Genomic DNA, 25,024 nt, shown 5'->3' with positions numbered 1-25,024 from the left:
CAGGTCTCAAAATTATGTGAAAAAAAAGAATATTTTTCTGGTGAGTTTAACGAGAAGAAAACCCGGCTTTCAACCGGGTTTTCCATTTATGATTCGTCATCCATATAAAGTTCGGGGTCTTTCATATCAGCAGACATTTCCTTTTGATCCTCTTTTGAAGCTCTCTTTAACAATTCGGCATTTGCTTGAGCCTGAGTTATGGTCCCTTTATCAACCAGCTTTTGTATTTCATCTTCTGTAAGACCAGTCAGGTTCTGGCTGCTTGAATCATTTGATTCGGTAGAGTCGGTTATAGCTGCAGCTTGGGATTTTTGCTGGTAAGCTCGGCCCTCTGCACTGATCTCAATGGTATCCTGGCTTTGTTTTATTGATGAAGATTGTGTTTGTACATTGGGAGCAGCGGTTCCTCCTAATTCAGTTAACGCTGTAACCTGTACCTGTTGGGATGCAGCTTGTTCCGCAGCTTTTTTTTCTTTTTCATTTTGCAGCTGAATTTCCATTTGATAATCTTGGGTGGAACTACCAGATACATTAGAAATACTCATGTTGTTTCCTCCTTTGTATATGAAATAATAGAAGTATACCACTAAGTTGTGTCCCTTAACTGAATTTAAACTTAAATAGACTTGATATAAGAAAATAATTTTCTGATTGAATTATATTGAAATATATTTTTTGTTTATGATATGATTGTTCTATTAATGGAAAGGGGGCAGATTATGGGAGAAGAAATTCTTCATAAGCTAAAGGGCGGCCTGATTGTATCCTGCCAGGCACTTGAGGATGAACCTCTCTTCAGTTCTTATATTATGTCCCGAATGGCATATGCGGCAAAAGAGGGCGGTGCAGTGGGAATCCGGGCCAATTCCAGTGCAGATATTAAAGCCATTAAGGAAACGGTAACGCTTCCTGTCATTGGAATCGTAAAGAAGGAATACGCTGGAAGTGAAGTATATATAACTCCAACCATAAAGGAAGTAGATGAGCTGGTTTCCTGTGGGGCAGAGATCATTGCCCTTGACGCCACCAGCAGACGGAGGCCTGGGGGAGAAACTCTCAAAGACTTTTGGAAAGAAGTCCGGGAAAAATACCCCAATCAGTTATTCATGGCGGATTGTGCCACCTATGAGGAGGGAATGGAAGCATCTTTCCTTGGCTTTGATTTAATCGGAACTACCCTAAGCGGATACACCCAGGAGACAAAAGATGAGAAGCTTCCCAATCTTTTATTAATGAAACAGCTTTCGAAGGACATAAAAAGGCCGGTCATTGCAGAAGGAGGCATTTGGACACCAGAGCAATTAAAGGCAGCATTTTCTGCTGGTGCATTTGCGGCAGTGGTAGGAAGTGCCATAACAAGGCCAAGAGATATCACCAATTATTTTATTTCCGGTTCCGGATGTCGGAATGGAAATGAAATGAAATGAGATAAGGATAAAAAGGAGCGTATATAATATGAAGGGGGATTTTTTAACCAGAATCCGTTTGGAGTACAACCAATTTACTAAGGCGGAGAAAAAGGTAGCAGACTACATCCTGCAAAATTCCAGAGAGGTCCTGTTTATGTCAATCACCGGACTTGCGGAAGCGTGTGAGGTAGGAGATACCAGTGTGTTCCGTTTTTGTAAGACCTTAGATTTAAAGGGCTACCAGGAATTTAAGATGAGGTTGTCTTTAAGCCTCCACGATGAGACGACCGGTCAGGGACGCTTAGAAGGAGACATCAGCTTAAGGGATTCCTTTCAGGAGGTTTCCAGAAAAGTACTTAATACGAATATGAGTGCTCTGGAAGAGACATATTCTCTTTTAAATGAGGAGCAGTTTGGCAAGGTCATTGATGCTCTATATGAGGCGAAACGGATCTGCTTTTTTGGAGTTGGAGCCAGTATGATATCTGCCCTAAAGGCTGCAAATAAGTTTATGAGAATAGAGCCGAAGGTGTTCTGCCTTCAGGATGCTCATATGCAGGCCATGGCGGCTTCCATGATGACAGAGGGAGAGGCAGCCGTATTTTTTTCCTATTCCGGTTCCACTAAGGATACCATACATACTGCGGAGCTTGCAAAAAAGGCAGGAGCAGTTACCATCTGCATCACCAGGTTCTTAAAATCGCCTCTTACATCCTTTGCAGATATGACTCTTTTATGCGGTGCCAATGAAGGTCCTCTTCAGGGTGGGTCTACCTCCTCTGAAATCAGCCAGCTATTTCTCATCGACTTAATGTATACGGAATATTATAGAAGGTATTTTGAACAGTGTGACAGGAATAATGAGAAGGTATCGGCATCAGTCCTGGATAAGATGTGTTAATCATTTACTATTAGATAAGGAAGAAAGGAGGACCTATGGAAGAGCAGAAGTTTAGAAATAAAATCATCTGGTTTACCTTTTTCTTTAGTGTTCTGGTTATCTGGGTCCACTCCTATAACGCAGTGCTATTTTTAGGTGCTACCAAAACCGCCTACCGTACCGATTATCTGGAGCGCTTTTTAGGAGATACCATCGCGCAGGTGGCTGTGCCTGGCTTTTTTTTGATTTCTTCCTACCTTTTCTTTCGAACCTTTGCCTTGAAGCTGCTTTGGCCCAAATGGAACTCCAGGATACGCAGTATACTGGTTCCTTATATTGTATGGAATTTTCTATATTATCTTGGATATGTTATAGGAAGCAGGATTCCTGTGATAAGAGATATTATGGGTAAGGGGAGAATTCCTTTTTCCATCGTTAAGGCTGTGGATGCGGTTCTTCATTATACCTATAATTACGTGTTCTGGTATTTGAATCAGCTCATAATCCTTGTAATACTGGCACCTCTCATCTACCTTATAATAAAGAAGAAAGTAATAGGGGGAATATTTATCCTGGGTATCTTCTTTGCTATTTATGCAGGTGTTGAGTTGAGATTTGTAAATCTGGATGCCATGCTCTATTATTCGGTTGGAGCCTTTGCAGCAGTTCATGGAAAAGAGATTGTAGAAAAAAGCTGGGATAGAAAGAAGTTCTTCGCCGGTTTTTTGCTGCTTATTTTATCTTATCTGGTATACGGCTTTGACTTTCCTGGGGAAGCACCGGGAGAGATGGCAGCCTCTGTCGTGTTATTTCGCTTGTTTGTTCCCGTGGCCTTATGGCTTATAGTACCAGATTTTCTTCTGTTTGAAGCAAAGGAATGGATGAAGCAGAACTTTTTCCTCTATGCCATACATTTTGCCATGGTGAGACTGATAAACAAAACAGGAGCATTTCTGCTCCCGTCCCTTCCGGAAATTCCTATTGGAATCTTTTTATTCATGCCGGTCATATGCGTTTTTTTTAGCTATTATATCGCTTGTTTCTTACGGAGATTCACCCCAAGGATCTGGTGCTTATTAAACGGAGGTCGATGACCATCGTCCTGATGCACCACAGGGAAGTACCAGACCTGTTTTGGTAACTGGAAGTCCAACTTCTCCGGCCTCAACCTTGCCACCATGTTTCGCACCAACTTCCGTGGATAACATGTAGGACAATACAGAAGGTGCCAGTCCTGTTGTATAAGAATTAATAAGGAAGAACAGCGGAGTATCAGAAAGAAGCTGAGAACAAAGCTGAACCAATGGGTAAATGGCATCTTCAATCTTCCAGATCTCGCCTTTAGGTCCTCTTCCATAGGAAGGAGGATCCATAATAATGGCATCGTATTTACTGCCTCTGCGGATTTCTCTTTCCACGAACTTCACACAATCATCTACGATCCAGCGAATGTTTGCAGATTCTAAATTAGAGGAGCGGGCATTCTCCTTGGCCCAGCCGACCATTCCCTTGGAAGCATCCACATGGGTGACAGAAGCTCCGGCTTTTGCGGCAGCTAAGGTAGCGCCTCCGGTGTATGCAAATAAGTTTAATACCTTTACAGGCCGTCCGGCCTTTTTTATTTTATCACGGAACCAGTCCCAGTTTGCCGCCTGCTCCGGGAAGAGTCCTGTATGTTTAAAGCTGAAGGGCTTAAGCTGAAATGTCAGCTCCTTATAACTAATGGTCCACTGCTCCGGCAGGTGAAAGAATTCCCATTCACCGCCGCCTTTTGCACTTCGGTGATAATGGCCATTCATCTTGGTCCAGCCCTTTTCTGTCTTTGGAGTGGACCAGATAACCTGAGGGTCAGGACGAACAAGAATATAATTTCCCCAGCGCTCCAGTTTTTCTCCTTCTGAACAATCTATAATTTCATAATCTTTCCAGCCGTCTGCAATCCACATAATCGGTGCCAACCTTTCTATCTAACAATCCTATATTTCCTACGATTCTATGATTATACTGGAAAGAGCTATCACCGTCAAGTACGGCTCAAAACAGGTTTTGGACGGCTTTAATCACCTCTTTGTGCTATGTCCTATATAATATAGTATAAATCGCTTAAAGAGGTGAATTTTAATGAGTTGTTTACGTATGGGCTTTTGTATAGGGAACTGTGGGCTCAATTGCTGGGGCAATTACAGATTTTGCAATGGCTGCGGCAGCTTCGGAAATATCTGCTTTAACAATTGCTCCAACCGCAGATGCTGCAGAAATCGCTGTGGAAATCAGTGCAATCGCTGCAACAATCGTTGTAACCGTTGCGGAAATCAATGCGGAAACTGCGGGCGCGGAAATAATTGTGGATGCAGAAATAATCGTTGTAACTGACAGAGTGCGTGAGCATTCTTTCATATTTTATAGATTGGGCGGGTTCCCGGCATTGCCGGGCCCGCCTTTTTCCTGTGATAAGCCCTTTTAGCGGATTCTTCCTGATGAATGTAATAAATATTGTTTATTCTTATGTATTCTTTCATATTTATGACCATATGGAGATACAGAGCAATAATTTTGTAATAGAATCGAAAGATTAAAACAGTTGAATAATCTGAGAATAATTGTTAAAATGAAATTAGCAAGAAAAGGAAATCCCTGTAAGGAGTGAAGATATGAAAAGAAAAGGTCTCATTGTACTGGCAGCAAGTGCAGTGCTGGCGGTTCATGTTCCGACCGTGAACGCCTGGGCAGGCTGGGAGAAATCAGCTTCCGGTAACAACTGGGTGTATGTGGACGAAAGCGGGAATAAAGTAACCAACACCTGGAAGAAGGGTGAGGACAACAACTGGAGATACTTAAATTCCAACGGTGAGATGGCACTTAATTCATGGGTGGAGAATACCTATTATGTGGATTCCAACGGAATTTTAGTGACAGACAAGTGGATGAAGTTCCAGGATAACGGTTCTGCCAACTATAAGTGGTATTATTTTGGAAGCAGCGGGAAAGCCATTATGGACAATTGGTCAAAGATCAATAACAAGTGGTATTACTTTGATTCCAATGGTGAGATGCAGACGGGCTGGGTCCTAGATGACATGTATTACTGTGGAACAGACGGCGCCATGAGGACAGGCTGGCAGAAGCTCTATCCCCCTGGAAGCAATGAAGAATCCGGAAGGGTAAATCCTGGAGACAGTGATGACGGCAAGTTATGGTATTATTTTGGTGACAATGGAAAAAAGTACGTTCCTAAGGATTCAAGCGGTGATTATGGATCCTATAAGATTGATGGGGTTGCTTATTGCTTTAATTCAGATGGTGCCCTTCAGACTGGCTGGAGGAATGTTGGAATTGATAACGCGGAACATGAGATTCAGAATTATAAGTACTATGATGCTAATGGGAAATTAAGAGTGGGCTGGTACTCGGTAGAACCCCCCAGAGATATTTCCGGTTATGAAGAGAATGTAGAGTGGTTTTACTTTTCTACGGCAGGTGTTCCAAAAGCTGGACCGAAAGAGGGCGAGGCAAGAACTTCTGATTTAACTAAGATTAATGATAAGACATATTTGTTTAATGAGCTGGGGAATCCGGTGTATGGACTTCAGAAGGTATCCATTGGCGGGTCTTCTGATTATACTGCTTTTTATTTTGGGGATAAGAAAACAAGTACCATGCAAAAGGGGAAGGTGAAAGTAGTGGAGGGCGATGGCAATGATACTACTTATTACTTTAGTGACAGTGGTCGTGGGTATACTGGGGTGAAGGATGGCTACCTTTATTATATGGGAAAGCTTCAGTGTGCGGATGACGGGAATAAATATGATCCGATTGCAATTCCTACTGGCAGTACAAAGACTACATATGTGGTTAATACTTCTGGGAGAGTTTCTAAGAATACTACCGTTAAAAGTGCGGATGGTGTTAAGTATAAGACCGGGAGTAATGGGAATTTGATTAAGGTGGATGATGAGAATCCTAAGGGGAATGAAGGGAAAGAACCTGTGGAACCGGCTTGGCAGTAGGATGGAGAGATCAGGGAGTAGGATGGAGGTCAGACATGGAATTCATCATTTGGCGGCCTGATGCCTGGTAAAAGATAAAATGATTTGACGCCAAATGATTCATTCACGGGCTGCGCCCTATAGAAAAAGATAAGTCATTTCCTCTTTGTGAGCGAGCTCACACGGGGAAATGACTTATCTTTTTCTGCATGGCTTAGTTTTAGAAAAAAAATGCAAAAACCTCTTGCAATGGGAAAAAAAGTATGTTATTCTGTTAAGGCTGTGGCATGATAGCGTTGAAGCGTGAGGTTGCTGCTTGTATAAGCAGGTTTTCCGCGGAGCGAATGTCAAGTTAGGAAACTGGCGACAAGTCACTGTACAATTTAAAACTCTGTAATTGAAAGAGAAAGTCTGTGTGAGGTCCTGGAGGACACACACGGGAACGTGTACAGTCACCGCTTGTCGTACTTCTATTAAGTGCGAAAAGGAGGCGACTTTTTTTATGGCAAGTCAAGTAATGAGAATCACATTAAAGGCCTATGACCATCAGTTAGTTGATCAGTCAGCAGGCAAAATCATCGACACTGTAAAAAAGACAGGATCTAAAGTGAGCGGACCGGTGCCGTTACCAACCAAGAAGGAAGTGGTAACCATCTTAAGAGCGGTTCACAAATACAAAGATTCCAGAGAGCAGTTCGAGCAGAGAACTCACAAGAGACTTATTGATATCATCACACCAAGCCAGAAAACTGTTGATGCATTATCCAGACTGGAAATGCCTGCAGGTGTGTACATCGATATCAAGATGAAGAACAAATAATCTTCATCAGAAACAATTTAGGTAATATCCTGAAGGGTTTTAATATAGAAGCAACACTTTTTCCTGTAAGGAATCAACATCTCTGCCAGGCAGAGTTATAGTGTTCCACGTATATTGGACTGTTCTAGGATGATTGCGAAAGCAATCCGCTGTAGAATTAACAAACAGGAGGTAAAAACATGAAGAAGGGTATTTTAGCTACCAAAGTCGGAATGACACAGATCTTCAATGAAAACGGAGTATTAACTCCAGTAACAGTTCTTCAGGCTGGTCCTTGTGTAGTAACACAGATCAAGACCGTTGAGAACGATGGTTACAGTGCAGTACAGATTGGTTATGTTGATAAGAGAGAAAAACTTGTTAGCAAGCCATTAAAAGGCCATTTTGATAAGGCCGGAGTTTCTTACAAGAGATATGTAAGAGAATTCAAGCTTGAGAATGCTTCCGAGTATTCTGTTAAAGACGAAATCAAAGCTGATATCTTCGCTGCAGGCGATAAGATTGATGCAACCGCAATCTCCAAAGGTAAAGGTTTCCAGGGTGCTATTAAGAGACATGGACAGTCCAGAGGACCTATGGCTCACGGTTCTAAGTTCCACCGTCATGCTGGTTCCAATGGTGCTGCTTCTGATCCAAGTAAGGTATTCAAGGGCAAGAAGATGCCTGGTCAGATGGGTAACAAGAGAATCACAATCCAGAACCTTGAAATCGTTAGGGTTGACATTGAAAACAACCTGATTTTAGTTAAAGGTGCTGTACCAGGACCAAAGAAGTCTCTAGTAACAATCAAGGAAACAGTAAAAGCAGCTAACTAATGCTTTTATAAGAAAGGAGGATCATACAGATGGCAAACGTATCTGTTTACAATATGGAAGGTAAAGAAGTTGGCACATTAGAGTTAAACGATGCAGTGTTCGGCGTAGATGTAAATGAGCATCTCGTACACATGGCAGTCGTAAGCCAGCTTGCAAATAAGCGCCAGGGCACACAGAAAGCTAAAACACGTGCTGAAGTATCCGGCGGCGGAAGAAAACCGTGGAAGCAGAAAGGAACCGGTCACGCAAGACAGGGTTCAACAAGATCTCCACAGTGGACAGGCGGTGGAGTTGTATTCGCTCCAACTCCTAGAGATTATACAATCAGACTGAACAAGAAAGAAAGAAGACTTGCTCTTAAATCTGCATTAACAAGCAGAGTGAACGAGAATAAGTTCATCGTTGTTGACGAGTTAAAGTTTGATGAGATCAAAACAAAGAAATTCCAGACTGTATTAAATAACTTAAAGGTATCCAAAGCACTTGTTGTTGTTGGTGATGACAGCTCTAACGCAGTACTGAGCGCAAGAAACATTGCTTCTATTAAGACTGCTTTCGTTAACACAATCAACGTATACGATATCTTAAAGTACAACACAGTTGTTGCTACCAAGACTGCTGTTGCAGCAATCGAGGAGGTGTACGCATAATGGCAGATATTAAGTATTACGACGTAATCCAGAAGCCTGTAGTAACCGAGAAGAGCATGAACGCTATGGCGTCCAAGAAGTATACATTCATTGTACACACAGATGCTAACAAGGCTATGATCAAGGAAGCTGTTGAGAAGATGTTCCCAGGCACAAAAGTTGCCAGCGTGAACACTATGAACTTAGATGGTAAGACCAAAAGAAGAGGTATGACTTTCGGTAAGACTTCTAAGACAAAGAAAGCTATCGTTCAGTTAACAGCTGACAGCAAAGAGATCGAAATTTTCGAAGGACTGTAAGATATGGAAGCCTGATGACGCGTGAAGCACGAAAGAGCGGTTATCCGGACTTCGTGTGACAGCGGATACTCCGAACAGTGTGAGGAGTATCTTTTGCACCGTCAGAGAGCAGACAAAAGACTATCAGTCAACCTATGTGATGAACATTATATCACGATATTTAAGATACGCCAGGCGGCGTTGAAAGGAGAAATAATCATGGGAATTAAAAAGTATAACCCATATACCCCTTCCAGAAGACACATGACCGGTTCTGATTTCAGCGAAATCACTAAAGATACTCCTGAGAAGTCCTTGATCAGCAAGACCATCAAGAAGACAGCCGGCCGTAATAACCAGGGTAAAATCACAGTTAGACATCGCGGAGGCGGCGTTAAGAGAAAATATAGAATCATCGACTTCAAGAGAAACAGCAAAGATGGTGTTGCAGCAACTGTAATTGGTATCGAGTACGATCCAAACAGAACAGCAAACATCGCTCTGATCAGCTATGTTGATGGTACAAAGGCATATATCCTCGCTCCTGCTGGTTTAACAGACGGAATGAAGGTTATGAGCGGCGAGAACGCAGAAGCAAAAGTAGGTAACTGTTTACCATTAAGCAAGATCCCGGTTGGTGCTCAGGTTCATAACATTGAGCTTTACCCAGGAAAAGGCGGTCAGTTAGTACGTTCTGCTGGTAACGGCGCACAGTTAATGGCGAAAGAGGGCAAGTTCGCAACTCTTCGTTTACCTTCCGGCGAAATGAGAATGGTTCCAATCAACTGCAGAGCTACCATCGGTGTTGTAGGCAATGGAGATCATAACCTGATCAATATCGGTAAAGCTGGTAGAAAACGTCACATGGGATTCCGTCCTACAGTCCGCGGTTCTGTTATGAACCCGAATGACCATCCACACGGTGGTGGTGAAGGTAAGACTGGTATCGGCCGTCCAGGTCCAAGTACACCATGGGGCAAACCAGCACTTGGCTTAAAGACAAGAAAGAAAAACAAGCAGTCTAACAAGTTAATCGTTAGAAGAAGAGATGGAAAGACCGTTAAATAATTGAAGGAGGTTAGAATCTATGGCTCGCTCACTTAAAAAAGGACCATTTGCAGATGCTCATTTACTCAAAAAAGTAGATGCTATGAACGCAGCAGGACAGAAGCAGGTAATTAAGACCTGGTCTCGCCGTTCTACTATCTTCCCGCAGATGGTTGGACATACAATTGCAGTTCATGATGGCAGAAAACACGTTCCGGTATATGTTACAGAAGATATGGTTGGACATAAACTGGGAGAATTCGTTGCTACTAGAACTTACAGAGGACATGGCAAAGACGAGAAGAAGTCTGGCCGTAAGTAATGAAAGAAACAAACTCCCTCCGGGCAGTCTTATAGGCTCCCAAAGGGCGTTATAGTTGAAAGGAGGATTTACCATGGCTAAGGGACATAGAAGCCAGATTAAAAGAGAGAGAAATGCCGATAAGGACAAAAGACCGTCAGCAAAGTTATCCTATGCTAGAGTTTCCGTTCAGAAAGCATGTTTCGTATTAGACGCTATCAGAGGCAAGGACGTTCAGTCAGCACTTGGTATTGTAACTTACAATCCAAGATACGCTTCTACTTTAATAGAGAAGTTATTAAAATCAGCAGCAGCTAACGCTGAGAATAATAACGGCATGGACCCAGCAAAGCTTTACGTTGAAGAATGTTTTGCAAACAAGGGACCGACAATGAAGAGAGTAAAACCTAGAGCACAGGGCCGCGCTTATAGAATCGAAAAGAGAATGAGCCACATCACGATCGTGCTTAATGAAAGATAAGGAGGCAAAGAATGGGACAGAAAGTTAATCCACACGGCTTAAGAGTCGGTGTTATTAAAGACTGGGACTCAAAATGGTATGCTGAAGCTGATTTCGCAGACAACTTAGTAGAAGATTATGCGATCAGAAAATTCCTGAAAAAGAGATTATACAGCGCTGGCATTTCTAATATTGAAATTGAAAGAGCATCTGACCGCGTTAAAGTTATTATCCACACAGCAAAACCAGGTGTTGTGATCGGAAAAGGCGGATCTGAAATCGAGAAGTTAAAGGTTGAAGTTCAGAAGCTTACAGATAAAAAGTTATTCGTAGACATCAAAGAGATCAAGAGACCGGATAAAGATGCTCAGTTAGTTGCTGAATCTATCGCTCAGCAGTTAGAGAACCGTGTATCCTTCCGTCGTGCTATGAAATCTACTATGGGTCGTTCTATGAAGGCTGGAATTAAAGGTATTAAAGCCGCAGTTGCTGGCCGTCTTGGCGGTGCAGATATGGCTCGTACAGAGTTCTACAGCGAAGGAACTATTCCGTTACAGACATTAAGAGCAGATATTAACTACGGTTTCGCTGAGGCTAATACAACCTTCGGTAAGATCGGTGTTAAGGTTTGGATCTACAATGGTGAAGTACTTCCAACTAAAGGAAACAAGGAAGGGAGCGTAAAATAATGTTAATGCCTAAAAGAGTTAAGCGTCGTAAACAGTTCCGTGGAAACATGGCTGGTAAAGCTTTAAGAGGCAATAAGATCAGCAACGGTGAATTCGGTCTGGTTTCTTTAGAGCCATGCTGGATCAGATCTAACCAGATCGAGGCAGCTCGTATTGCCATGACACGTTACATTAAGCGTGGTGGTAAAGTCTGGATTAAGATTTTCCCGGATAAACCTGTAACAGCAAAGCCAGCAGAGACCCGAATGGGTTCCGGTAAGGGCAGTCTGGAATACTGGGTAGCAGTAGTAAAACCAGGCCGTGTATTATTCGAAATCGCTGGAGTACCTGAAGAAACAGCACGTGAAGCTTTACGTCTTGCTATGCACAAGTTACCATGCAGATGTAAGATTGCTGCTAAAGCAGATTTAGAAGGCGGTGAATGACAGTGAAAACTAATAAGTATGTAGAAGAATTAAAAGGAAAATCAGTTTCTGAACTGAATACAGAATTAGTAGCTGCAAAGAAAGAACTTTTCAATTTAAGATTTCAGAATGCGACCAATCAGCTTGACAACACAAGCAGAATCAAAGATGTTCGCAAGAACATTGCCAGAATCCAGACTGTTATCGCTGAGAAGGCAAAGTTAGCTTAAGTTGTGATTTTTAAAGCATGACACACACGAGTGCGTGTAAACTTATAGATAGGGCCGAGGAGGCCATAAACTCGAAAGGAGAATACCTAACGTGGAAAGAAATCTTAGAAAAACCCGTACTGGTAAGGTTGTAAGCAATAAGATGGATAAGACTATCGTAGTTGCTATCGAAGACCATGTAGAACATCCTTTATACGGCAAGATCGTAAAAAGAACGTATAAATTAAAAGCTCATGATGAGAAGAATGATTGCAACATGGGCGATACCGTTAAAGTTATGGAAACAAGACCCCTGTCCAAAGATAAGAGATGGAGACTTGTTGAGATTATCGAAAAAGCGAAATAATTTATTTTTAGGAAGGAGTAACAGGCATGATTCAGCAGGAGACCAGATTAAGGGTTGCTGATAATACCGGTGCAAAGGAACTTCTTTGCATCCGTGTTATGGGTGGATCTACAAGAAGATATGCTAGTATTGGTGATGTTATCGTTGCCAGTGTTAAAGATGCAACACCTGGTGGTGTTGTAAAGAAAGGCGACGTTGTTAAGGCCGTTGTTGTACGTTCTGTAAAGGGCGCACGCCGTAAAGACGGTTCCTATATCAAGTTCGATGAGAATGCTGCCGTAATTATCAAAGATGACAAGACTCCAAAAGGAACTCGTATCTTTGGACCGGTTGCCAGAGAGTTAAGAGAGAAGCAGTTCATGAAGATTGTTTCCTTAGCTCCAGAAGTATTATAAGGAGGTGTCGGACTGTGCATAAAATTAAAAGAGACGACCTGGTTAAGGTTATCGCAGGTAAAGATAGAAACAAACAGGGCAAAGTTCTTCATGTTGACACAAAGAACAACAAAGTAACAGTGGAAGGCGTAAACATGATCACAAAGCATGTTAAGCCTAGCGCAGGCAGCCCACAGGGCGGTATCGTGCAGAAAGAAGCTGCATTTGATATTTCCAATGTTATGCTTGTTGTTAACGGAAAAGCTACAAGAGTTGGCTTTGAAGTTAAAGACGGCAAAAAAGTACGTGTTGCAAAAGCTACCGGTAAGGTAATCGACTAATTTGGAGAGGAGGAATAAAAATTGGCTAGATTAAAAGATATTTACCAGACAGAGATCGTAGAAGCTATGGTAAAGAAGTTTGGATATAAGAATGTTATGGAAGTACCGAAGTTAGACAAGATTGTCATCAATATGGGTATTGGTGAAGCAAAAGACAATGCCAAGGTTTTAGACTCTGCTGTTAGAGATTTAGAGATCATCTCCGGACAGAAGGCAGTTTTAACTAAGGCTAAGAAGTCAATTGCTAACTTCAAGCTCAGAGAAGGTATGCCGATCGGATGTAAAGTTACATTACGTGGCCAGAGAATGTATGAGTTTGCTGATCGTCTGATCAACCTTGCACTTCCTCGTGTACGTGACTTTAGAGGCGTTAATGCCAATGCATTTGATGGAAGAGGAAACTATGCACTTGGTATTAAAGAGCAGCTCATTTTCCCTGAAATTGAGTACGATAAAGTTGACAAGGTAAGAGGTATGGACATTATTTTTGTTACTACCGCTAAGACAGACGAAGAAGCCCGTGAACTTTTGACATTATTCAATATGCCATTTGCAAAATAGTAGGAGGAATATTCCATGGCTAAGACTTCAATGAAGATCAAACAGCAGAGACCTGCAAAATTCTCCACAAGAGAATACAATCGTTGCAGAATCTGCGGTCGTCCACATGCTTATTTAAGAAAATACGGAATCTGCAGAATCTGCTTCCGTGAATTAGCATATAAGGGTCAGATCCCAGGCGTTAAAAAAGCTAGCTGGTAAATTAAGGAAGGAGGCAATTCAAAATGACAATGAGCGATCCAATCGCAGATATGCTTACAAGAATCCGTAACGCAAATACTGCAAAACATGATACAGTAGATGTACCTGCATCCAAGATGAAATTAGCTATTGCTGATATCCTTGTGAAAGAGGGCTACGTTAAAAAATATGATATCGTAGAAGACGGTGCATTCCAGACAATCCGGATTACCTTAAAGTACGGTAAAGACAAAAACGAAAAAATCATTACAGGTATTAAGAGAATCTCCAAACCAGGTTTACGTGTATACGCAAACAAAGAGGAGTTACCGAAAGTACTTGGCGGTTTAGGAATTGCTATCGTCTCCACAAACCAGGGCGTGATTACTGATAAAGTAGCTCGTTCCATGGGTGTAGGCGGAGAAGTTCTGGCATTCGTTTGGTAATAAGAAAAAGCATCTGAAAACAGAGGGAACGCAACGTTCCTTCCGAGAATTTAAGGAGGTACACGGCATGTCACGTATCGGAAGAATGCCTATCGCGATTCCAGCAGGCGTAACTGTAACAATCGCAGAAAATAATAAAGTGACTGTAAAAGGTCCTAAGGGAACTCTTGAGAGAGATTTACCTGTAGAGATGGCTATCAAAGAAGAAGATGGTCATATCGTAGTTACAAGACCAAATGACTTAAAGAAAATGAAATCCTTACACGGTCTGACTAGAACACTGGTAAACAACATGGTTGTTGGTGTTACTAGCGGCTATGAGAAGAAGCTTGAAATCAACGGTGTTGGTTACAGAGCTCAGAAGCAGGGCAACAAGCTGATCCTGTCTCTTGGTTATTCTCATCCAGTAGAAATGATCGATCCAGAAGGCATTGAGTCTACAATGGAAGGTCAGAACATCATTTTCATTAAAGGTATCGATAAAGAAAAAGTTGGCCAGTACGCTGCTGAAATCAGAGATAAGAGAAGACCTGAACCTTATAAGGGCAAGGGTATTAAGTATGCTGACGAAGTTATCAGACGTAAAGTTGGTAAAACTGGTAAGAAATAATTAAGGAGAGTGTAAAGATGGTTAGCAAACAGTCAAGAAGCGAAGTTCGCGTTAAAAAGCACAACAGATTACGTAATCGTTTTGCAGGCACTGCAGAAAGACCACGTTTAGCTGTGTTTAGAAGCAATAATCATGTGTATGCTCAAATTATTGACGATACAGTTGGTAAGACTTTAGTCGCTGCTTCTACAGTAGAAAAAGAAGTAAAGGCAGAATTAGAGAAAACTAACGACGTTGATGCTGCAGCATATGTAGGTACCGTAGTTGCTAAGAGAGCAATTGAAAAAGGTATCAAGGAAGTTGTCTTTGACAGAGGCGGTTTTATATATCAGGGTAAGATTCAGGCATTGGCAGACGCAGCAAGAGAAGCTGGTCTGGAATTCTAAGTAGAGAGGAGAATGACAGCGTGAAACGTACAATTGTTGATGCAAATCAAGTAGAATTAAACGACAGAGTAGTTGCTATCAAGCGTGTATCTAAAACCGTTAAAGGTGGACGTACCATGAGATTCTCTGCTTTAGTAGTCGTTGGCGATGGCAACGGCCGCGTAGGTGCAGGTCTTGGCAAAGCTGGTGAAGTTCCAGAAGCAATCCGTAAAGGAAAAGAGGCTGCTGTTAAGAATATGGTCAGTGTTCCGATCGATGAAAACAATAGTATTCCTCATGACTTAATCGGCAACTTCGGAAGTGCATCTGTACTTCTTAAGAGAGCAAACGAAGGTACTGGAGTTATCGCAGGCGGTCCTGCTCGTGCAGTTGTTGAGCTTGCAGGTATTAAAAATATCCGTACAAAGTCTATGGGTTCTAACAACAAGACTAATGTTGTTTTAGCTACAATCAAAGGATTGACTCAGTTAAAGACTCCTGAGGAAGTTGCAAGACTTCGCGGTAAATCTGTTGAAGAGATTTTAGGCTAAGGAGGATAAGAAGATGGCAGATAAATTAAAAATCACATTGGTGAAATCCCCGATCGGTGCAGTTCCGAAGCACAAAGCAACTGTTTTAGCATTAGGCTTAAAGAAGCTTAATAAAACAGTTGAGATGCCGAATAACGAAGCGGTTAGAGGTATGATCGCCAGCGTGCGTCATTTAGTAAAAGTAGAAGAGATCTAAGAAAATACAGTAAGGAGGTGCAAGCGATGGATTTATCAAATTTACAGCCTGCGTTAGGTTCTAAACACAGCGATAACTTCAGAAGAGGCCGTGGCCATGGTTCAGGTAACGGTAAGACAGCAGGAAAAGGTCATAAAGGACAGAAAGCTCGTTCTGGAGCTACAAGACCTGGCTTTGAAGGTGGTCAGATGCCTTTATACAGACGTATTCCTAAGAGAGGCTTCACAAATAGAAATTCTAAAGTGATTATCGGTATTAATGTAAGTGCTTTAGAGAACTTTGACAATGGTACAGTTGTTACTGTTGAGACTTTATTAGAGAGCGGAATCGTTAAGAATCCGCGTGACGGAGTTAAGATCCTTGGAAATGGAGAATTAACCAAAAAGCTTACAGTAAAGGTAGATGCTTTCAGCGAAGGCGCAAAAACCAAAATCGAGGCTTTAGGTGGAACCTGCGAGGTGATCTAATATGTTGAAAACACTCCGTAATGCATTCAAGATCAAGGATGTAAGAAAGAAACTTATCTTTACATTCCTGATGCTGGTGGTTACTAGAATTGGTTCACAGTTACCGATTCCAGGAGTTGAAACAAGCTTTTTTAAAGATTTTTTTGCTCGGCAGAATAACGATGCGTTTGGATTCTTCAACGCTATGACAGGTAGTTCTTTTACTAACATGTCCGTATTCGCCCTGAGCATTACCCCTTACATTACTTCTTCCATTATCATGCAGCTTTTAACTATTGCAATCCCCAAGCTTGAGGAAATGCAAAAAGATGGTGAAGATGGAAGAAAGAAGATTGCAGAATACACCCGTTATGTAACAGTTGGTCTGGCATTAATCGAGTCCGTCGCTATGGCGATAGGATTCGGCGGCCAGGGGCTGTTAAGAGACTTTAATGTCTTAAGTGTTATCATAGCAGTTGCTACTATGACTGCCGGTAGTGCGCTTCTTATGTGGATTGGTGAGCGTATCACAGAGAATGGTGTGGGAAATGGTATTTCCATCGTCCTGTTATTTAACATCATCTCAAGCTTCCCTTCCGATGCTTCCACTTTATATACCAGATTCATGACTGGTAAGTCCGTTGCATTGGCAGCCATAGCAGCCATTATCATTTTAGCGGTAATTGTAGCGATTGTTGTTTTTGTCGTTATCCTTCAGGGTGGCGAGAGAAGAATTCCTGTACAGTATTCTAAAAAGATGCAGGGGCGGAAGATGGTTGGCGGTCAGGCCAGCAGCATTCCTCTCAAAGTAAATACTGCCGGTGTTATCCCGGTTATCTTTGCTTCTTCCATCATGTCTTTCCCGGTTGTTATTTCCCAGTTCTTTGGAAGCCGGATCGACTACAACAGTATTGGTGGACACATCTTAACTGCACTTAATTCTTCCAGTTGGTTTAAAGTGGATAGACCTTTTTATTCCATAGGTATGATCGTTTACGTGGCTCTTATCATTGTCTTTGCATATTTTTATACATCCATCACCTTCAATCCGTTGGAAGTAGCGAACAACATGAAGAAGTCAGGCGGTTTTATCCCGGGTATCCGCCCAGGTAAGCCGACCAGCGATTATCTTAACTCTATTTTAAACTATATCGTATTTTTAGGTGCATGCGGTTTGACGATTATTTGTATTATCCCGATTATGGTCTCAGGTTTATTTAGTGTAAGCCATTTATCCTTCGGGGGTACTTCACTTATTATTATTGTCAGTGTTGTGCTCGAGACATTAAAGGCGATTGAATCCCAGATGCTTGTACGTAATTATAAAGGATTTTTGAATGATTAAAGCACGAACCAAGGGAAACACGTCATGCGTGTTTCTCTTGGAATTTGTGCTATTTAACCTTATGTTTCCAAGGAGGGACTGTTGATGAAGATCATCATGTTAGGTGCCCCTGGTGCCGGTAAAGGTACTCAGGCGAAAAAGATATCTGAAAAATATCAGATTCCGCACATTTCTACCGGAGATATTTTTCGTTCTAATATAAAGGGCGGAACAGAACTAGGAAAAATGGCAAAAGAATATATGGATCAGGGGGCACTTGTTCCAGATGAACTCACTATAGGTATGCTTATAGACCGTATTCAGAAGGAAGATTGTAACAACGGATACGTGCTGGACGGATTCCCAAGAACCATCCCGCAGGCAGAATGCTTAAAAAAAGCTATCTCTGAAATGGGGCAGAAGATTGATTTTGCGATAAATGTTGATGTACCAGATGAAAATATCGTCAGCAGAATGTCCGGCCGCCGCGCATGCATTTCCTGCGGTGCTACATATCACGTTGTATTTAACCCAAGTAAAGTTGCGGGTGTTTGCGATATCTGCGGTTCAGAGCTTGTGTTAAGAGACGATGACAAACCTGAGACGGTAAAAAAACGCTTAGCCGTTTATCACGACCAGACAAAGCCTCTCATTAATTATTATAAGAATGAGGGCATGTTAGTGGATATCGACGGTACCCAGGAATTAGGTAAGGTGTTTATTGATATCGTTTCTATTTTAGGAGCATAGTTTATGTCAGTTACGATTAAATCTGCAAGAGAGATAGAACGAATGAGAGAAGCCGGAAGGATTCTCAGCATTACCCATGAAGAACTTTCAAAGGCCTTAAAGCCTGGAATGACAACCTGGGATATCGACCATCTGGGAGAAGAAATCATAAGAAGCTACGGCTGTATCCCCTCCTTTTTACACTATAATGGTTATCCAGCGTCCATATGCGTTTCTGTAAACGATGAAGTGGTCCATGGAATACCAAGTAAGAAGCGTTTTTTAGAGGAAGGTGATATCGTAAGCCTTGATGCAGGCGTCATTTACAAGGGATACCATTCCGATGCTGCCAGGACTTACGGCATAGGAGAAATTACTCCAAATGCAGGCCAGCTGATTGAAGTGACGAGACAATGTTTCTTCGAAGGGATTAAATTTGCAAAATCTGGCAATCATCTAGGTGATATATCTGCTGCGATTCAAAAATATGCAGAAAGTTTTGGCTATGGTGTTGTCCGTGATCTGGTAGGGCATGGAATTGGAGCGAACCTCCATGAAGAGCCTGAGATACCGAATTTTGTTCAACGAAGACGAGGAATTATATTGAGGCCAGGAATGACCCTTGCCATTGAACCGATGATCAATGAAGGAACACCGGAAGTAGAATGGCTTGATGATGACTGGACCGTTGTAACAGAGGACGGAAGCTTATCTGCCCACTATGAAAATACCATTCTGATTACAGAAGGCGAACCAGAGATTTTAAGTCTGGTTACCGGTAATAAGTAAGGAAGTGCCCATGGAATTAGAAGCAGGATCACTGGTACAGTCAATCGCGGGACGCGATAAAGGTAGCTATTTCTTCATATTAAAAGAAGAAGACGAATATATATATCTGGTGGACGGAAAATACCGGTGTCTTGACTGTCCAAAGAAGAAAAAGAAAAAGCATGTAAAAGCCCTTGCATGGGAGAAGCATTCCCCTGGAGAAAAGATCCGGGCGGAACAAAAAGTCACCGATGAAGAGATTAAATATTTCATCCGATGTTTCAAAAGAGAAGAACAGGTTGTTAGGAGGTAAGCTTTATGTCAAAAGCAGATGTTATTGAAATTGAAGGAACCGTTGTGGAAAAACTTCCCAATGCCATGTTCCAGGTTGAGCTGGAGAATGGTCATCAGGTATTGGCCCACATCAGCGGTAAGCTCCGTATGAACTACATTCGTATTTTACCAGGAGATAAGGTAACGATCGAGATGTCCCCTTATGATTTAAGCAAGGGAAGAATCATCTGGAGAGACAAATAAGGCATTTATTTGCCGGAAAGAACCCATTTTACCATGACACACCAGGGTAAAGGGTTAATAAATATATAGGAAAAAGCGCTTGCATTTTTGCATGATTAGTGGTATAATGCTGGAGCGACTTTGTTGAAATACTGGGTGTATATTGCCTGTAAGGCAGCACTGGTTTTATATAAAACACACTGCGGGTATACTCAGAAGGCTCTTTGCAAGATGAGACTCCATCGTCACTAGGCTCGCAAGAGAGCTCGCCAAGTGTCGGGGAGCGCTTTTACACGTAAACGTCTATATAAAGGGCGTTAAGTGCATAATGCGAAAGAGCGCATAACGGAAAGGAGAATTGCTGTGAAGGTTAGATCATCAGTCAAACCGATTTGCGAAAAATGCAAAATCATCAAGAGAAAAGGCAGTATCAGAGTAATCTGTGAAAATCCTAAGCATAAGCAGAGACAAGGTTAAAAAATATTAATGGAGGTGTACTACACAAATGGCTCGTATTTCAGGTGTTGATTTACCAAGAGAAAAACGTGTTGAGATCGGCTTAACTTATATCTACGGTATTGGTAGAACAAGTTCAAACCGCATTCTCACAGAAGCAGGCGTTAATCCTGACACTCGTGTTAAGGACTTAACAGATGACGAAGTGAAAAGACTTGCAGAAGTAATTACTGGAACTCAGACTGTTGAAGGTGATTTACGTAGAGAAATCGCTATGAACATCAAGAGACTTCAGGAAATCGGTTGCTACCGCGGAATTCGTCACAGAAAGAGCCTTCCTGTTCGTGGTCAGAAGACAAAGACCAACGCAAGAACAAGAAAAGGCCCAAGAAAAACTGTAGCAAATAAGAAGAAATAGGCATTGAACACTTAGTGAGGTATCTCACGAACTTAGTGTGACAGCGTGCCCCGCTTTATCGGGCAAAGTCGTTCTTTGACCGTGAGGGAAAAGAACATCATTATTAACAACAATACAGAATCACGTTACATGTTTTAAAAACAGGAATAACAGGATTCGATATTCGTACCCTGCGCCGGCTCTTACGATGAGGGCAGGGCGGAGCAAGTAAAAAGAAAGTAGGTTAGTTTAAAATGGCTAAAAAAGTGTCCACTACTAAAAAAGTGACAAAAAAGCGCGTAAAGAAAAACGTTGAACGCGGACAAGCACATATCCAGTCATCTTTTAATAACACAATTGTGACATTAACAGATACACAGGGTAATGCATTATCATGGGCAAGTGCTGGCGGTCTGGGATTTAGAGGTTCAAGAAAATCTACTCCATATGCAGCTCAGATGGCGGCAGAAACTGCTACTAAGGCGGCTCTTATACATGGTTTAAAATCAGTAGACGTTATGGTTAAAGGTCCTGGTTCAGGCCGTGAAGCAGCTATTCGTGCACTTCAGGCATGCGGATTAGAAGTAACCAGCATAAAGGATGTAACACCAGTTCCACATAATGGTTGTCGTCCACCAAAACGTAGAAGAGTTTAATTAGGAGGTAATTACAGTGGCAGTTGATAGAGTTCCTGTTCTTAAAAGATGTAGATCCCTTGGTCTTGATCCGATCTATTTAGGAATAGATAAAAAATCAAAAAGAGAATTAAAAAGAGCGAACAGAAAGATGAGTGAGTACGGCGTTCAGTTAAGAGAAAAGCAGAAAGCCAAATTCATCTACGGCGTTCTTGAGAAACCTTTCCGTAACTACTATGCTAAGGCTGAAAGAATGAATGGTTTAGTAGGTGAAAACCTCATGACCCTTCTTGAGAGAAGACTTGACAATGTAGTATTCCGTATGGGATTCGGAAGAACAAGAAGAGAGACCAGACAGATGGTTGACCACAAGAGCATTCTTGTAAATGGTAAGTGCGTAAACATTCCTTCCTTCTTAGTTAAGGCTGGAGATGTGATCGAAGTTAAAGAAAAATGCAAAACCAATGCAAGATTCAAAAGTGTTCAGGAGACCACAGCAGGACGTTTAGTACCAGCTTGGCTTGATGTTGACCATGAGAATTTACGTGGTACTGTTAAAGAGTTACCAACAAGAGATGAGATTGATGTTCCAGTGAATGAAATGCTTATCGTCGAGTTGTACTCCAAATAATTGAAAGTCTGTTCATAGCAGCCGGCTTTCGCCCGGGGGTCCTTGGCCTCCGGGCAAGGTTTGAGTATAAGACCCTCGATACAAAATACCCAAAAGGAGGGGCTATTAGTGTTCGATTTTGAAAAACCAAATATTGAGATCGCTGAGATCTCAGAAGACAAGAAATATGGCAAGTTTGTAGTTGAACCGCTTGAAAGAGGTTATGGCACGACTTTAGGTAATTCCTTAAGAAGGATCATGCTTTCTTCCTTACCGGGAGCTGCAGTCAGTCAGGTAAAAATCGACGGCGTTTTGCATGAATTCAGTTCTATTCCTGGTGTTAAAGAGGATGTTACTGAGATCATTATGAACATCAAGAGCTTATCTATTAAGAATAATAGCGACACCAACGAAGCTAAGGTTGCATACATCGAGTTTGAAGGCGAAGGTGTTGTGACTGCTGCTGACATCCAGGCAGATCCTGATATTGAGATCATGAACCCGGATTTGGTTATCGCTACACTTAGCGGCGGAACAGACAGCAAGTTCTATATGGAGCTTACTATCACAAAGGGCCGTGGCTATGTGAGTGCAGACAAGAACAAGAGTGAGGATTTACCGATTGGCGTAATTGCAGTTGATTCTATTTATACACCAGTAGAACGCGTTAATATGACGGTACAGAACACCCGAGTAGGTCAGGTCACTGACTATGATAAGTTGGCATTAGATGTATTTACAAACGGTACTTTGGCACCAGATGAGGCTGTCAGCCTTGCAGCTAAAGTATTAAGCGAGCATTTAAATCTGTTCATCGACCTTTCTGAAAACGCTAAGACTGCTGAAGTCATGGTGGAGAAGGAAGACAATGAAAAAGAGAAAGTGCTTGAGATGAACATTGATGAGCTGGAGCTTTCTGTCCGTTCATACAATTGTCTTAAGAGAGCTGGAATCAATACCGTTGAAGAACTGTGCAACCGCACATCTGAGGATATGATGAAGGTTCGTAACCTTGGCCGCAAGTCTTTAGAGGAAGTGTTAGCCAAGTTAAAGGAGTTAGGCTTACAGCTTAACCCAAGCGATGATTCCAATGTATAATTGAAATTGATCCGCTTGGATTGAGATGGGTCTGATTTCTTGCCCAATGCATGGAGAATTAAGCACTGATACAGTAAGACCGAAGAAGCATGTATCCGTGTTCCACAAATGGAGGAATATTATAATGGCAGGATATAGAAAGCTGGGAAAAACTTCCAGTCAGAGAAAAGCATTAATCAGAAGCCAGGTAACTGCATTATTACACAATGGCAAAATCGTGACAACAGAAGCAAGAGCAAAAGAAATCCGTAAAGTTGCGGAAGGCCTGATCGCTTTAGCTGTAAAAGAGAAGGATAACTTCGAAACTGTTAAAGTTACTGCAAAGGTTGCACGTAAAGATAAAGATGGCAAGAGAGTAAAAGAAGTTGTAAACGGCAAGAAAGTTACCGTATACGACGAAGTTGAGAAAGAGATCAAAAAAGATCTTCCTTCCAGACTTCATGCAAGAAGACAGATGTTAAAAGTTCTTTATGATGTGACTGAGGTTCCGGCTGAAGCTGCAGGCAGAAAGAAAAACACAAAGTCTGTTGATCTTCCAAAGAAGCTTTTCGAAGAAGTTGCTCCTAAGTATGTTTCCCGCAACGGTGGTTACACACGTATCGTTAAGATCGGCCAGCGTAAAGGTGATGCAGCAATGGAAGTTCTTCTTGAGCTTGTATAATTTAAAATTTACATTCCCGATATTGGAGTTAATCCTTTATCGGGATTTTTTTATTTTTATTCCTGTAAGAAAAGCAAGAATAAAGAAAGAATATCGTAAGTTGACGGTCAATTGCTTTCCGGGCTATAATGTTAAATATAGAATATTATGGCTTAATTGCCAGATTCGTTAAATATACGAACGGAGGGATTTTTATGAAGTTTATTACGAGACTGATGGCCTGGGCGTCCCTGGTTACCCTGCTGGGGGTCAGTGTACCATTTGAGGCGTTTGCAGCAGCAAAGACCATATCGTCCGTGACGATCAATGTAGGGTTGGAAGAGATTGGTGCAGGAGATACGGTACCATCTGAATCTGCCTTTAAGACCAATGAGCAAACAGGAAATTACGTTTATACCAATAACGATAAATACGAAGTGACTGACTTGCAGTGGGTTACTTCAGACACCAAAAAGATGAAGCTTGGCTCTGAGCCAAAGATGAAGGTCACATTAAGAGCAACAGATTCTGATAACTACGCATTTAAGGGCGGCTACCAGTCCAGCAATGTCAGCATCAAAGGTGGAAACTATGTGTCCACCAACCGGTCTGGTTCAGATACCTTGTATGTGACATTTACCTTTAAACCAATTAAGGGAACCTATGAATCACCGGAAGATGCAGATTGGAGAGATTCTGGTTCCAGCCTTGGCAGTGCCAGATGGAGTGCTCCGGAAGGCAGCTCTGATGCCTATGATGTGTATTTATACCGTGGAAGCAGCCTTGTAAAAAAGGTAGAGAGACTGAAAGCAACCTCTTATAATTTCTATCCTTATATGACAAAAGCAGGAACCTACACCTTTAAGGTGCGTACTGTTCCAGCTTCCGACAGTGAATCAAAGTATGCAAAGAACAGTGACTGGACAGAGTCTGGCGAGATCTACGTGCCACAGGAGAAGGTATCTGACGGACGTGGTCAAGACAATGGTAACAGCTCAGTGGTAACAAGCCAGGATGTAGGCTGGATCAAGAACGGCAATAACTGGTCATACCGTTATCCCGATGGTTCTTATTTAAAGAATAACTGGGCATACATTAACAACATATGGTATTTATTTGATACCAATGGTAACATGCTCACAGGCTGGCAGCAAAAGAATTCCCTGTGGTACTACTTTAATAATGATGGAGCTATGTTAAAGGGCTGGGTTAAGTCTTCTGCGAATAAGTGGTATTTCTTAAATCCTTCCACCAACAACGGAGTGGAAGGCGCCATGTCAGTTGGCTGGATCAATTATAATAACAAATGGTATTATGCGGACAACAGCGGTGCGATGCAGGAAGGCTGGAAGCAGATAGACGGTAACTGGTATTATTTCTATCCTGGCGAGGGATCAAAGGCAGTAAGCACTACGATAAGCGGTTTTACAGTAGATGCCACTGGTATTTGGCATAAGTAACAGGAA

Annotated in this window: 40 protein-coding genes; 37 read left to right on the top strand and 3 right to left on the bottom strand. The window is 41.9% G+C overall.

Features of this window, described 5'->3' with window-relative positions; translation table 11 throughout:
* Positions 1–86 precede the first annotated feature (86 nt).
* A complete protein-coding gene (locus T546_RS0112475; RefSeq protein ID WP_026891892.1) occupies positions 87–545 on the bottom strand; it encodes a hypothetical protein in 459 nt (152 codons plus the stop codon).
* A gap of 174 nt (positions 546–719) precedes the next feature.
* Between T546_RS0112475 and T546_RS23485 the strand changes: the two genes are divergently transcribed.
* From T546_RS23485 to T546_RS0112460, 3 genes are read left to right on the top strand one after another with little or no spacing between them, the layout of a single operon-like run.
* Positions 720–1,427 (top strand): N-acetylmannosamine-6-phosphate 2-epimerase, encoded by a 708-nt coding sequence (locus tag T546_RS23485; protein WP_051629798.1) that lies wholly within the window; start codon positions 720–722, stop codon positions 1,425–1,427.
* 28 nt (positions 1,428–1,455) lie between these two features.
* The gene (locus T546_RS0112465; RefSeq protein WP_026891891.1) at positions 1,456–2,310 is read left to right on the top strand and encodes a MurR/RpiR family transcriptional regulator; all 855 of its coding nucleotides are present in this window, start codon (positions 1,456–1,458) and stop codon (positions 2,308–2,310) included.
* A 35-nt stretch (positions 2,311–2,345) separates the two neighbouring features.
* Positions 2,346–3,383, top strand: a complete 1,038-nt coding sequence (locus T546_RS0112460) for an acyltransferase family protein (RefSeq protein WP_026891890.1) — start codon at positions 2,346–2,348, stop codon at positions 3,381–3,383.
* On the opposite strand, the gene T546_RS0112455 is transcribed toward T546_RS0112460, so the two are convergent.
* Both T546_RS0112455 and T546_RS25560 read right to left on the bottom strand, forming a co-directional pair.
* Positions 3,366–4,235 (bottom strand): class I SAM-dependent methyltransferase, encoded by an 870-nt coding sequence (locus T546_RS0112455; RefSeq protein ID WP_026891889.1) that lies wholly within the window; start codon positions 4,233–4,235, stop codon positions 3,366–3,368. The two genes, T546_RS0112460 and T546_RS0112455, sit on opposite strands and share 18 nt — an antisense overlap.
* 184 nt (positions 4,236–4,419) lie before the next feature.
* A complete protein-coding gene (locus tag T546_RS25560) occupies positions 4,420–4,686 on the bottom strand; it encodes a hypothetical protein (protein ID WP_166429819.1) in 267 nt (88 codons plus the stop codon).
* A gap of 254 nt (positions 4,687–4,940) precedes the next feature.
* On the opposite strand from T546_RS25560, the gene T546_RS0112445 reads away from it, so the two are divergent.
* The 34 genes from T546_RS0112445 to T546_RS0112285 all read left to right on the top strand — a co-directional run bounded on the left by T546_RS0112445 (position 4,941) and on the right by T546_RS0112285 (position 25,018).
* Positions 4,941–6,296, top strand: coding sequence for a cell wall-binding protein (locus tag T546_RS0112445; protein WP_026891887.1), 1,356 nt, complete (start codon positions 4,941–4,943; stop codon positions 6,294–6,296).
* 481 nt (positions 6,297–6,777) lie between these two features.
* Complete coding sequence (gene rpsJ / locus T546_RS0112440; RefSeq protein WP_013274341.1) at positions 6,778–7,095, top strand: 30S ribosomal protein S10; 318 nt, start codon at positions 6,778–6,780, stop codon at positions 7,093–7,095.
* A gap of 179 nt (positions 7,096–7,274) precedes the next feature.
* The gene (gene rplC / locus T546_RS0112435; protein ID WP_026891886.1) at positions 7,275–7,910 is read left to right on the top strand and encodes a 50S ribosomal protein L3; all 636 of its coding nucleotides are present in this window, start codon (positions 7,275–7,277) and stop codon (positions 7,908–7,910) included.
* A gap of 29 nt (positions 7,911–7,939) precedes the next feature.
* On the top strand, positions 7,940–8,560 hold the full coding sequence (gene rplD, locus T546_RS0112430; RefSeq protein ID WP_024834871.1) for a 50S ribosomal protein L4: 621 nt from the start codon (positions 7,940–7,942) through the stop codon (positions 8,558–8,560).
* Positions 8,560–8,859 (top strand): 50S ribosomal protein L23, encoded by a 300-nt coding sequence (gene rplW, locus T546_RS0112425; RefSeq protein ID WP_026891885.1) that lies wholly within the window; start codon positions 8,560–8,562, stop codon positions 8,857–8,859. The genes rplD and rplW overlap by 1 nt, the downstream gene beginning before the upstream one ends.
* Before the next feature lie 198 nt (positions 8,860–9,057).
* The gene (gene rplB / locus T546_RS0112420) at positions 9,058–9,906 is read left to right on the top strand and encodes a 50S ribosomal protein L2 (protein ID WP_026891884.1); all 849 of its coding nucleotides are present in this window, start codon (positions 9,058–9,060) and stop codon (positions 9,904–9,906) included.
* A gap of 19 nt (positions 9,907–9,925) precedes the next feature.
* Positions 9,926–10,207 (top strand): 30S ribosomal protein S19, encoded by a 282-nt coding sequence (gene rpsS, locus T546_RS0112415; RefSeq protein WP_024834874.1) that lies wholly within the window; start codon positions 9,926–9,928, stop codon positions 10,205–10,207.
* A gap of 73 nt (positions 10,208–10,280) precedes the next feature.
* The gene (gene rplV / locus T546_RS0112410; protein ID WP_026891883.1) at positions 10,281–10,667 is read left to right on the top strand and encodes a 50S ribosomal protein L22; all 387 of its coding nucleotides are present in this window, start codon (positions 10,281–10,283) and stop codon (positions 10,665–10,667) included.
* 11 nt (positions 10,668–10,678) lie between these two features.
* Positions 10,679–11,335, top strand: a complete 657-nt coding sequence (gene rpsC / locus T546_RS0112405; protein WP_026891882.1) for a 30S ribosomal protein S3 — start codon at positions 10,679–10,681, stop codon at positions 11,333–11,335.
* Positions 11,335–11,760: a 50S ribosomal protein L16 gene (gene rplP, locus T546_RS0112400; protein ID WP_024834877.1), complete on the top strand. Its 426-nt coding sequence runs from the start codon at positions 11,335–11,337 to the stop codon at positions 11,758–11,760. Before rpsC ends, rplP begins: the two co-directional genes overlap by 1 nt.
* Before the next feature lie 2 nt (positions 11,761–11,762).
* A complete protein-coding gene (gene rpmC / locus T546_RS0112395) occupies positions 11,763–11,969 on the top strand; it encodes a 50S ribosomal protein L29 (RefSeq protein ID WP_024834878.1) in 207 nt (68 codons plus the stop codon).
* 91 nt (positions 11,970–12,060) lie between these two features.
* Positions 12,061–12,315, top strand: coding sequence for a 30S ribosomal protein S17 (rpsQ, locus tag T546_RS0112390; protein ID WP_024834879.1), 255 nt, complete (start codon positions 12,061–12,063; stop codon positions 12,313–12,315).
* A gap of 26 nt (positions 12,316–12,341) precedes the next feature.
* Entirely contained in the window at positions 12,342–12,710 is a 369-nt protein-coding gene (gene rplN, locus T546_RS0112385; RefSeq protein WP_024834880.1) for a 50S ribosomal protein L14, read from the top strand.
* A gap of 14 nt (positions 12,711–12,724) precedes the next feature.
* The gene (gene rplX / locus T546_RS0112380; protein ID WP_024834881.1) at positions 12,725–13,030 is read left to right on the top strand and encodes a 50S ribosomal protein L24; all 306 of its coding nucleotides are present in this window, start codon (positions 12,725–12,727) and stop codon (positions 13,028–13,030) included.
* A 21-nt stretch (positions 13,031–13,051) separates the two neighbouring features.
* Positions 13,052–13,591 carry a 50S ribosomal protein L5 gene (rplE, locus tag T546_RS0112375; RefSeq protein WP_024834882.1) on the top strand — a complete coding sequence of 180 codons (540 nt, stop codon included), beginning with the start codon at positions 13,052–13,054 and terminating at the stop codon, positions 13,589–13,591.
* A 15-nt stretch (positions 13,592–13,606) separates the two neighbouring features.
* Positions 13,607–13,792 (top strand): type Z 30S ribosomal protein S14, encoded by a 186-nt coding sequence (locus T546_RS0112370; protein ID WP_002566501.1) that lies wholly within the window; start codon positions 13,607–13,609, stop codon positions 13,790–13,792.
* A 23-nt stretch (positions 13,793–13,815) separates the two neighbouring features.
* Complete coding sequence (gene rpsH / locus T546_RS0112365; RefSeq protein WP_024834883.1) at positions 13,816–14,217, top strand: 30S ribosomal protein S8; 402 nt, start codon at positions 13,816–13,818, stop codon at positions 14,215–14,217.
* A gap of 67 nt (positions 14,218–14,284) precedes the next feature.
* Complete coding sequence (gene rplF / locus T546_RS0112360) at positions 14,285–14,827, top strand: 50S ribosomal protein L6 (protein WP_024834884.1); 543 nt, start codon at positions 14,285–14,287, stop codon at positions 14,825–14,827.
* Positions 14,828–14,844: 17 nt separating this feature from the next.
* Entirely contained in the window at positions 14,845–15,213 is a 369-nt protein-coding gene (gene rplR / locus T546_RS0112355; RefSeq protein ID WP_026891881.1) for a 50S ribosomal protein L18, read from the top strand.
* A gap of 20 nt (positions 15,214–15,233) precedes the next feature.
* A complete protein-coding gene (gene rpsE, locus T546_RS0112350; protein WP_034599189.1) occupies positions 15,234–15,743 on the top strand; it encodes a 30S ribosomal protein S5 in 510 nt (169 codons plus the stop codon).
* Positions 15,744–15,756: 13 nt separating this feature from the next.
* Positions 15,757–15,939, top strand: a complete 183-nt coding sequence (gene rpmD, locus T546_RS0112345) for a 50S ribosomal protein L30 (protein WP_026891879.1) — start codon at positions 15,757–15,759, stop codon at positions 15,937–15,939.
* A gap of 26 nt (positions 15,940–15,965) precedes the next feature.
* Positions 15,966–16,406: a 50S ribosomal protein L15 gene (gene rplO / locus T546_RS0112340; RefSeq protein WP_024834888.1), complete on the top strand. Its 441-nt coding sequence runs from the start codon at positions 15,966–15,968 to the stop codon at positions 16,404–16,406.
* Position 16,407: 1 nt separating this feature from the next.
* Positions 16,408–17,730 carry a preprotein translocase subunit SecY gene (secY, locus tag T546_RS0112335; protein ID WP_026891878.1) on the top strand — a complete coding sequence of 441 codons (1,323 nt, stop codon included), beginning with the start codon at positions 16,408–16,410 and terminating at the stop codon, positions 17,728–17,730.
* Positions 17,731–17,814: 84 nt separating this feature from the next.
* A complete protein-coding gene (locus T546_RS0112330; RefSeq protein WP_024834890.1) occupies positions 17,815–18,459 on the top strand; it encodes an adenylate kinase in 645 nt (214 codons plus the stop codon).
* Positions 18,460–18,462: 3 nt separating this feature from the next.
* Positions 18,463–19,227: a type I methionyl aminopeptidase gene (map, locus tag T546_RS0112325; RefSeq protein ID WP_026891877.1), complete on the top strand. Its 765-nt coding sequence runs from the start codon at positions 18,463–18,465 to the stop codon at positions 19,225–19,227.
* Between the two features lie 10 nt (positions 19,228–19,237).
* The gene (locus T546_RS0112320; protein WP_026891876.1) at positions 19,238–19,519 is read left to right on the top strand and encodes a KOW domain-containing RNA-binding protein; all 282 of its coding nucleotides are present in this window, start codon (positions 19,238–19,240) and stop codon (positions 19,517–19,519) included.
* A 5-nt stretch (positions 19,520–19,524) separates the two neighbouring features.
* On the top strand, positions 19,525–19,743 hold the full coding sequence (gene infA, locus T546_RS0112315; protein WP_013274317.1) for a translation initiation factor IF-1: 219 nt from the start codon (positions 19,525–19,527) through the stop codon (positions 19,741–19,743).
* A gap of 342 nt (positions 19,744–20,085) precedes the next feature.
* A complete protein-coding gene (rpmJ, locus tag T546_RS25050; protein ID WP_003497809.1) occupies positions 20,086–20,199 on the top strand; it encodes a 50S ribosomal protein L36 in 114 nt (37 codons plus the stop codon).
* Between the two features lie 28 nt (positions 20,200–20,227).
* Positions 20,228–20,596: a 30S ribosomal protein S13 gene (gene rpsM, locus T546_RS0112310; protein WP_024834893.1), complete on the top strand. Its 369-nt coding sequence runs from the start codon at positions 20,228–20,230 to the stop codon at positions 20,594–20,596.
* Positions 20,597–20,829: 233 nt separating this feature from the next.
* Positions 20,830–21,231: a 30S ribosomal protein S11 gene (gene rpsK, locus T546_RS0112305; protein WP_024834894.1), complete on the top strand. Its 402-nt coding sequence runs from the start codon at positions 20,830–20,832 to the stop codon at positions 21,229–21,231.
* Positions 21,232–21,247: 16 nt separating this feature from the next.
* Positions 21,248–21,841: a 30S ribosomal protein S4 gene (gene rpsD / locus T546_RS0112300; RefSeq protein ID WP_024834895.1), complete on the top strand. Its 594-nt coding sequence runs from the start codon at positions 21,248–21,250 to the stop codon at positions 21,839–21,841.
* Between the two features lie 108 nt (positions 21,842–21,949).
* Complete coding sequence (locus T546_RS0112295; protein WP_024834896.1) at positions 21,950–22,918, top strand: DNA-directed RNA polymerase subunit alpha; 969 nt, start codon at positions 21,950–21,952, stop codon at positions 22,916–22,918.
* 124 nt (positions 22,919–23,042) lie between these two features.
* Entirely contained in the window at positions 23,043–23,579 is a 537-nt protein-coding gene (locus T546_RS0112290) for a bL17 family ribosomal protein (protein WP_026891875.1), read from the top strand.
* Positions 23,580–23,773: 194 nt separating this feature from the next.
* Positions 23,774–25,018 (top strand): N-acetylmuramoyl-L-alanine amidase family protein, encoded by a 1,245-nt coding sequence (locus T546_RS0112285; RefSeq protein WP_026891874.1) that lies wholly within the window; start codon positions 23,774–23,776, stop codon positions 25,016–25,018.
* Positions 25,019–25,024 lie beyond the last annotated feature (6 nt).

This window comes from [Clostridium] aerotolerans DSM 5434 (assembly GCF_000687555.1).
GTDB classification, from domain to species: domain Bacteria; phylum Bacillota; class Clostridia; order Lachnospirales; family Lachnospiraceae; genus Lacrimispora; species Lacrimispora aerotolerans.
The sequence above is the reverse complement of the archived record's forward strand: the minus strand, read 5'-3'. Positions and strand labels throughout refer to the sequence as shown.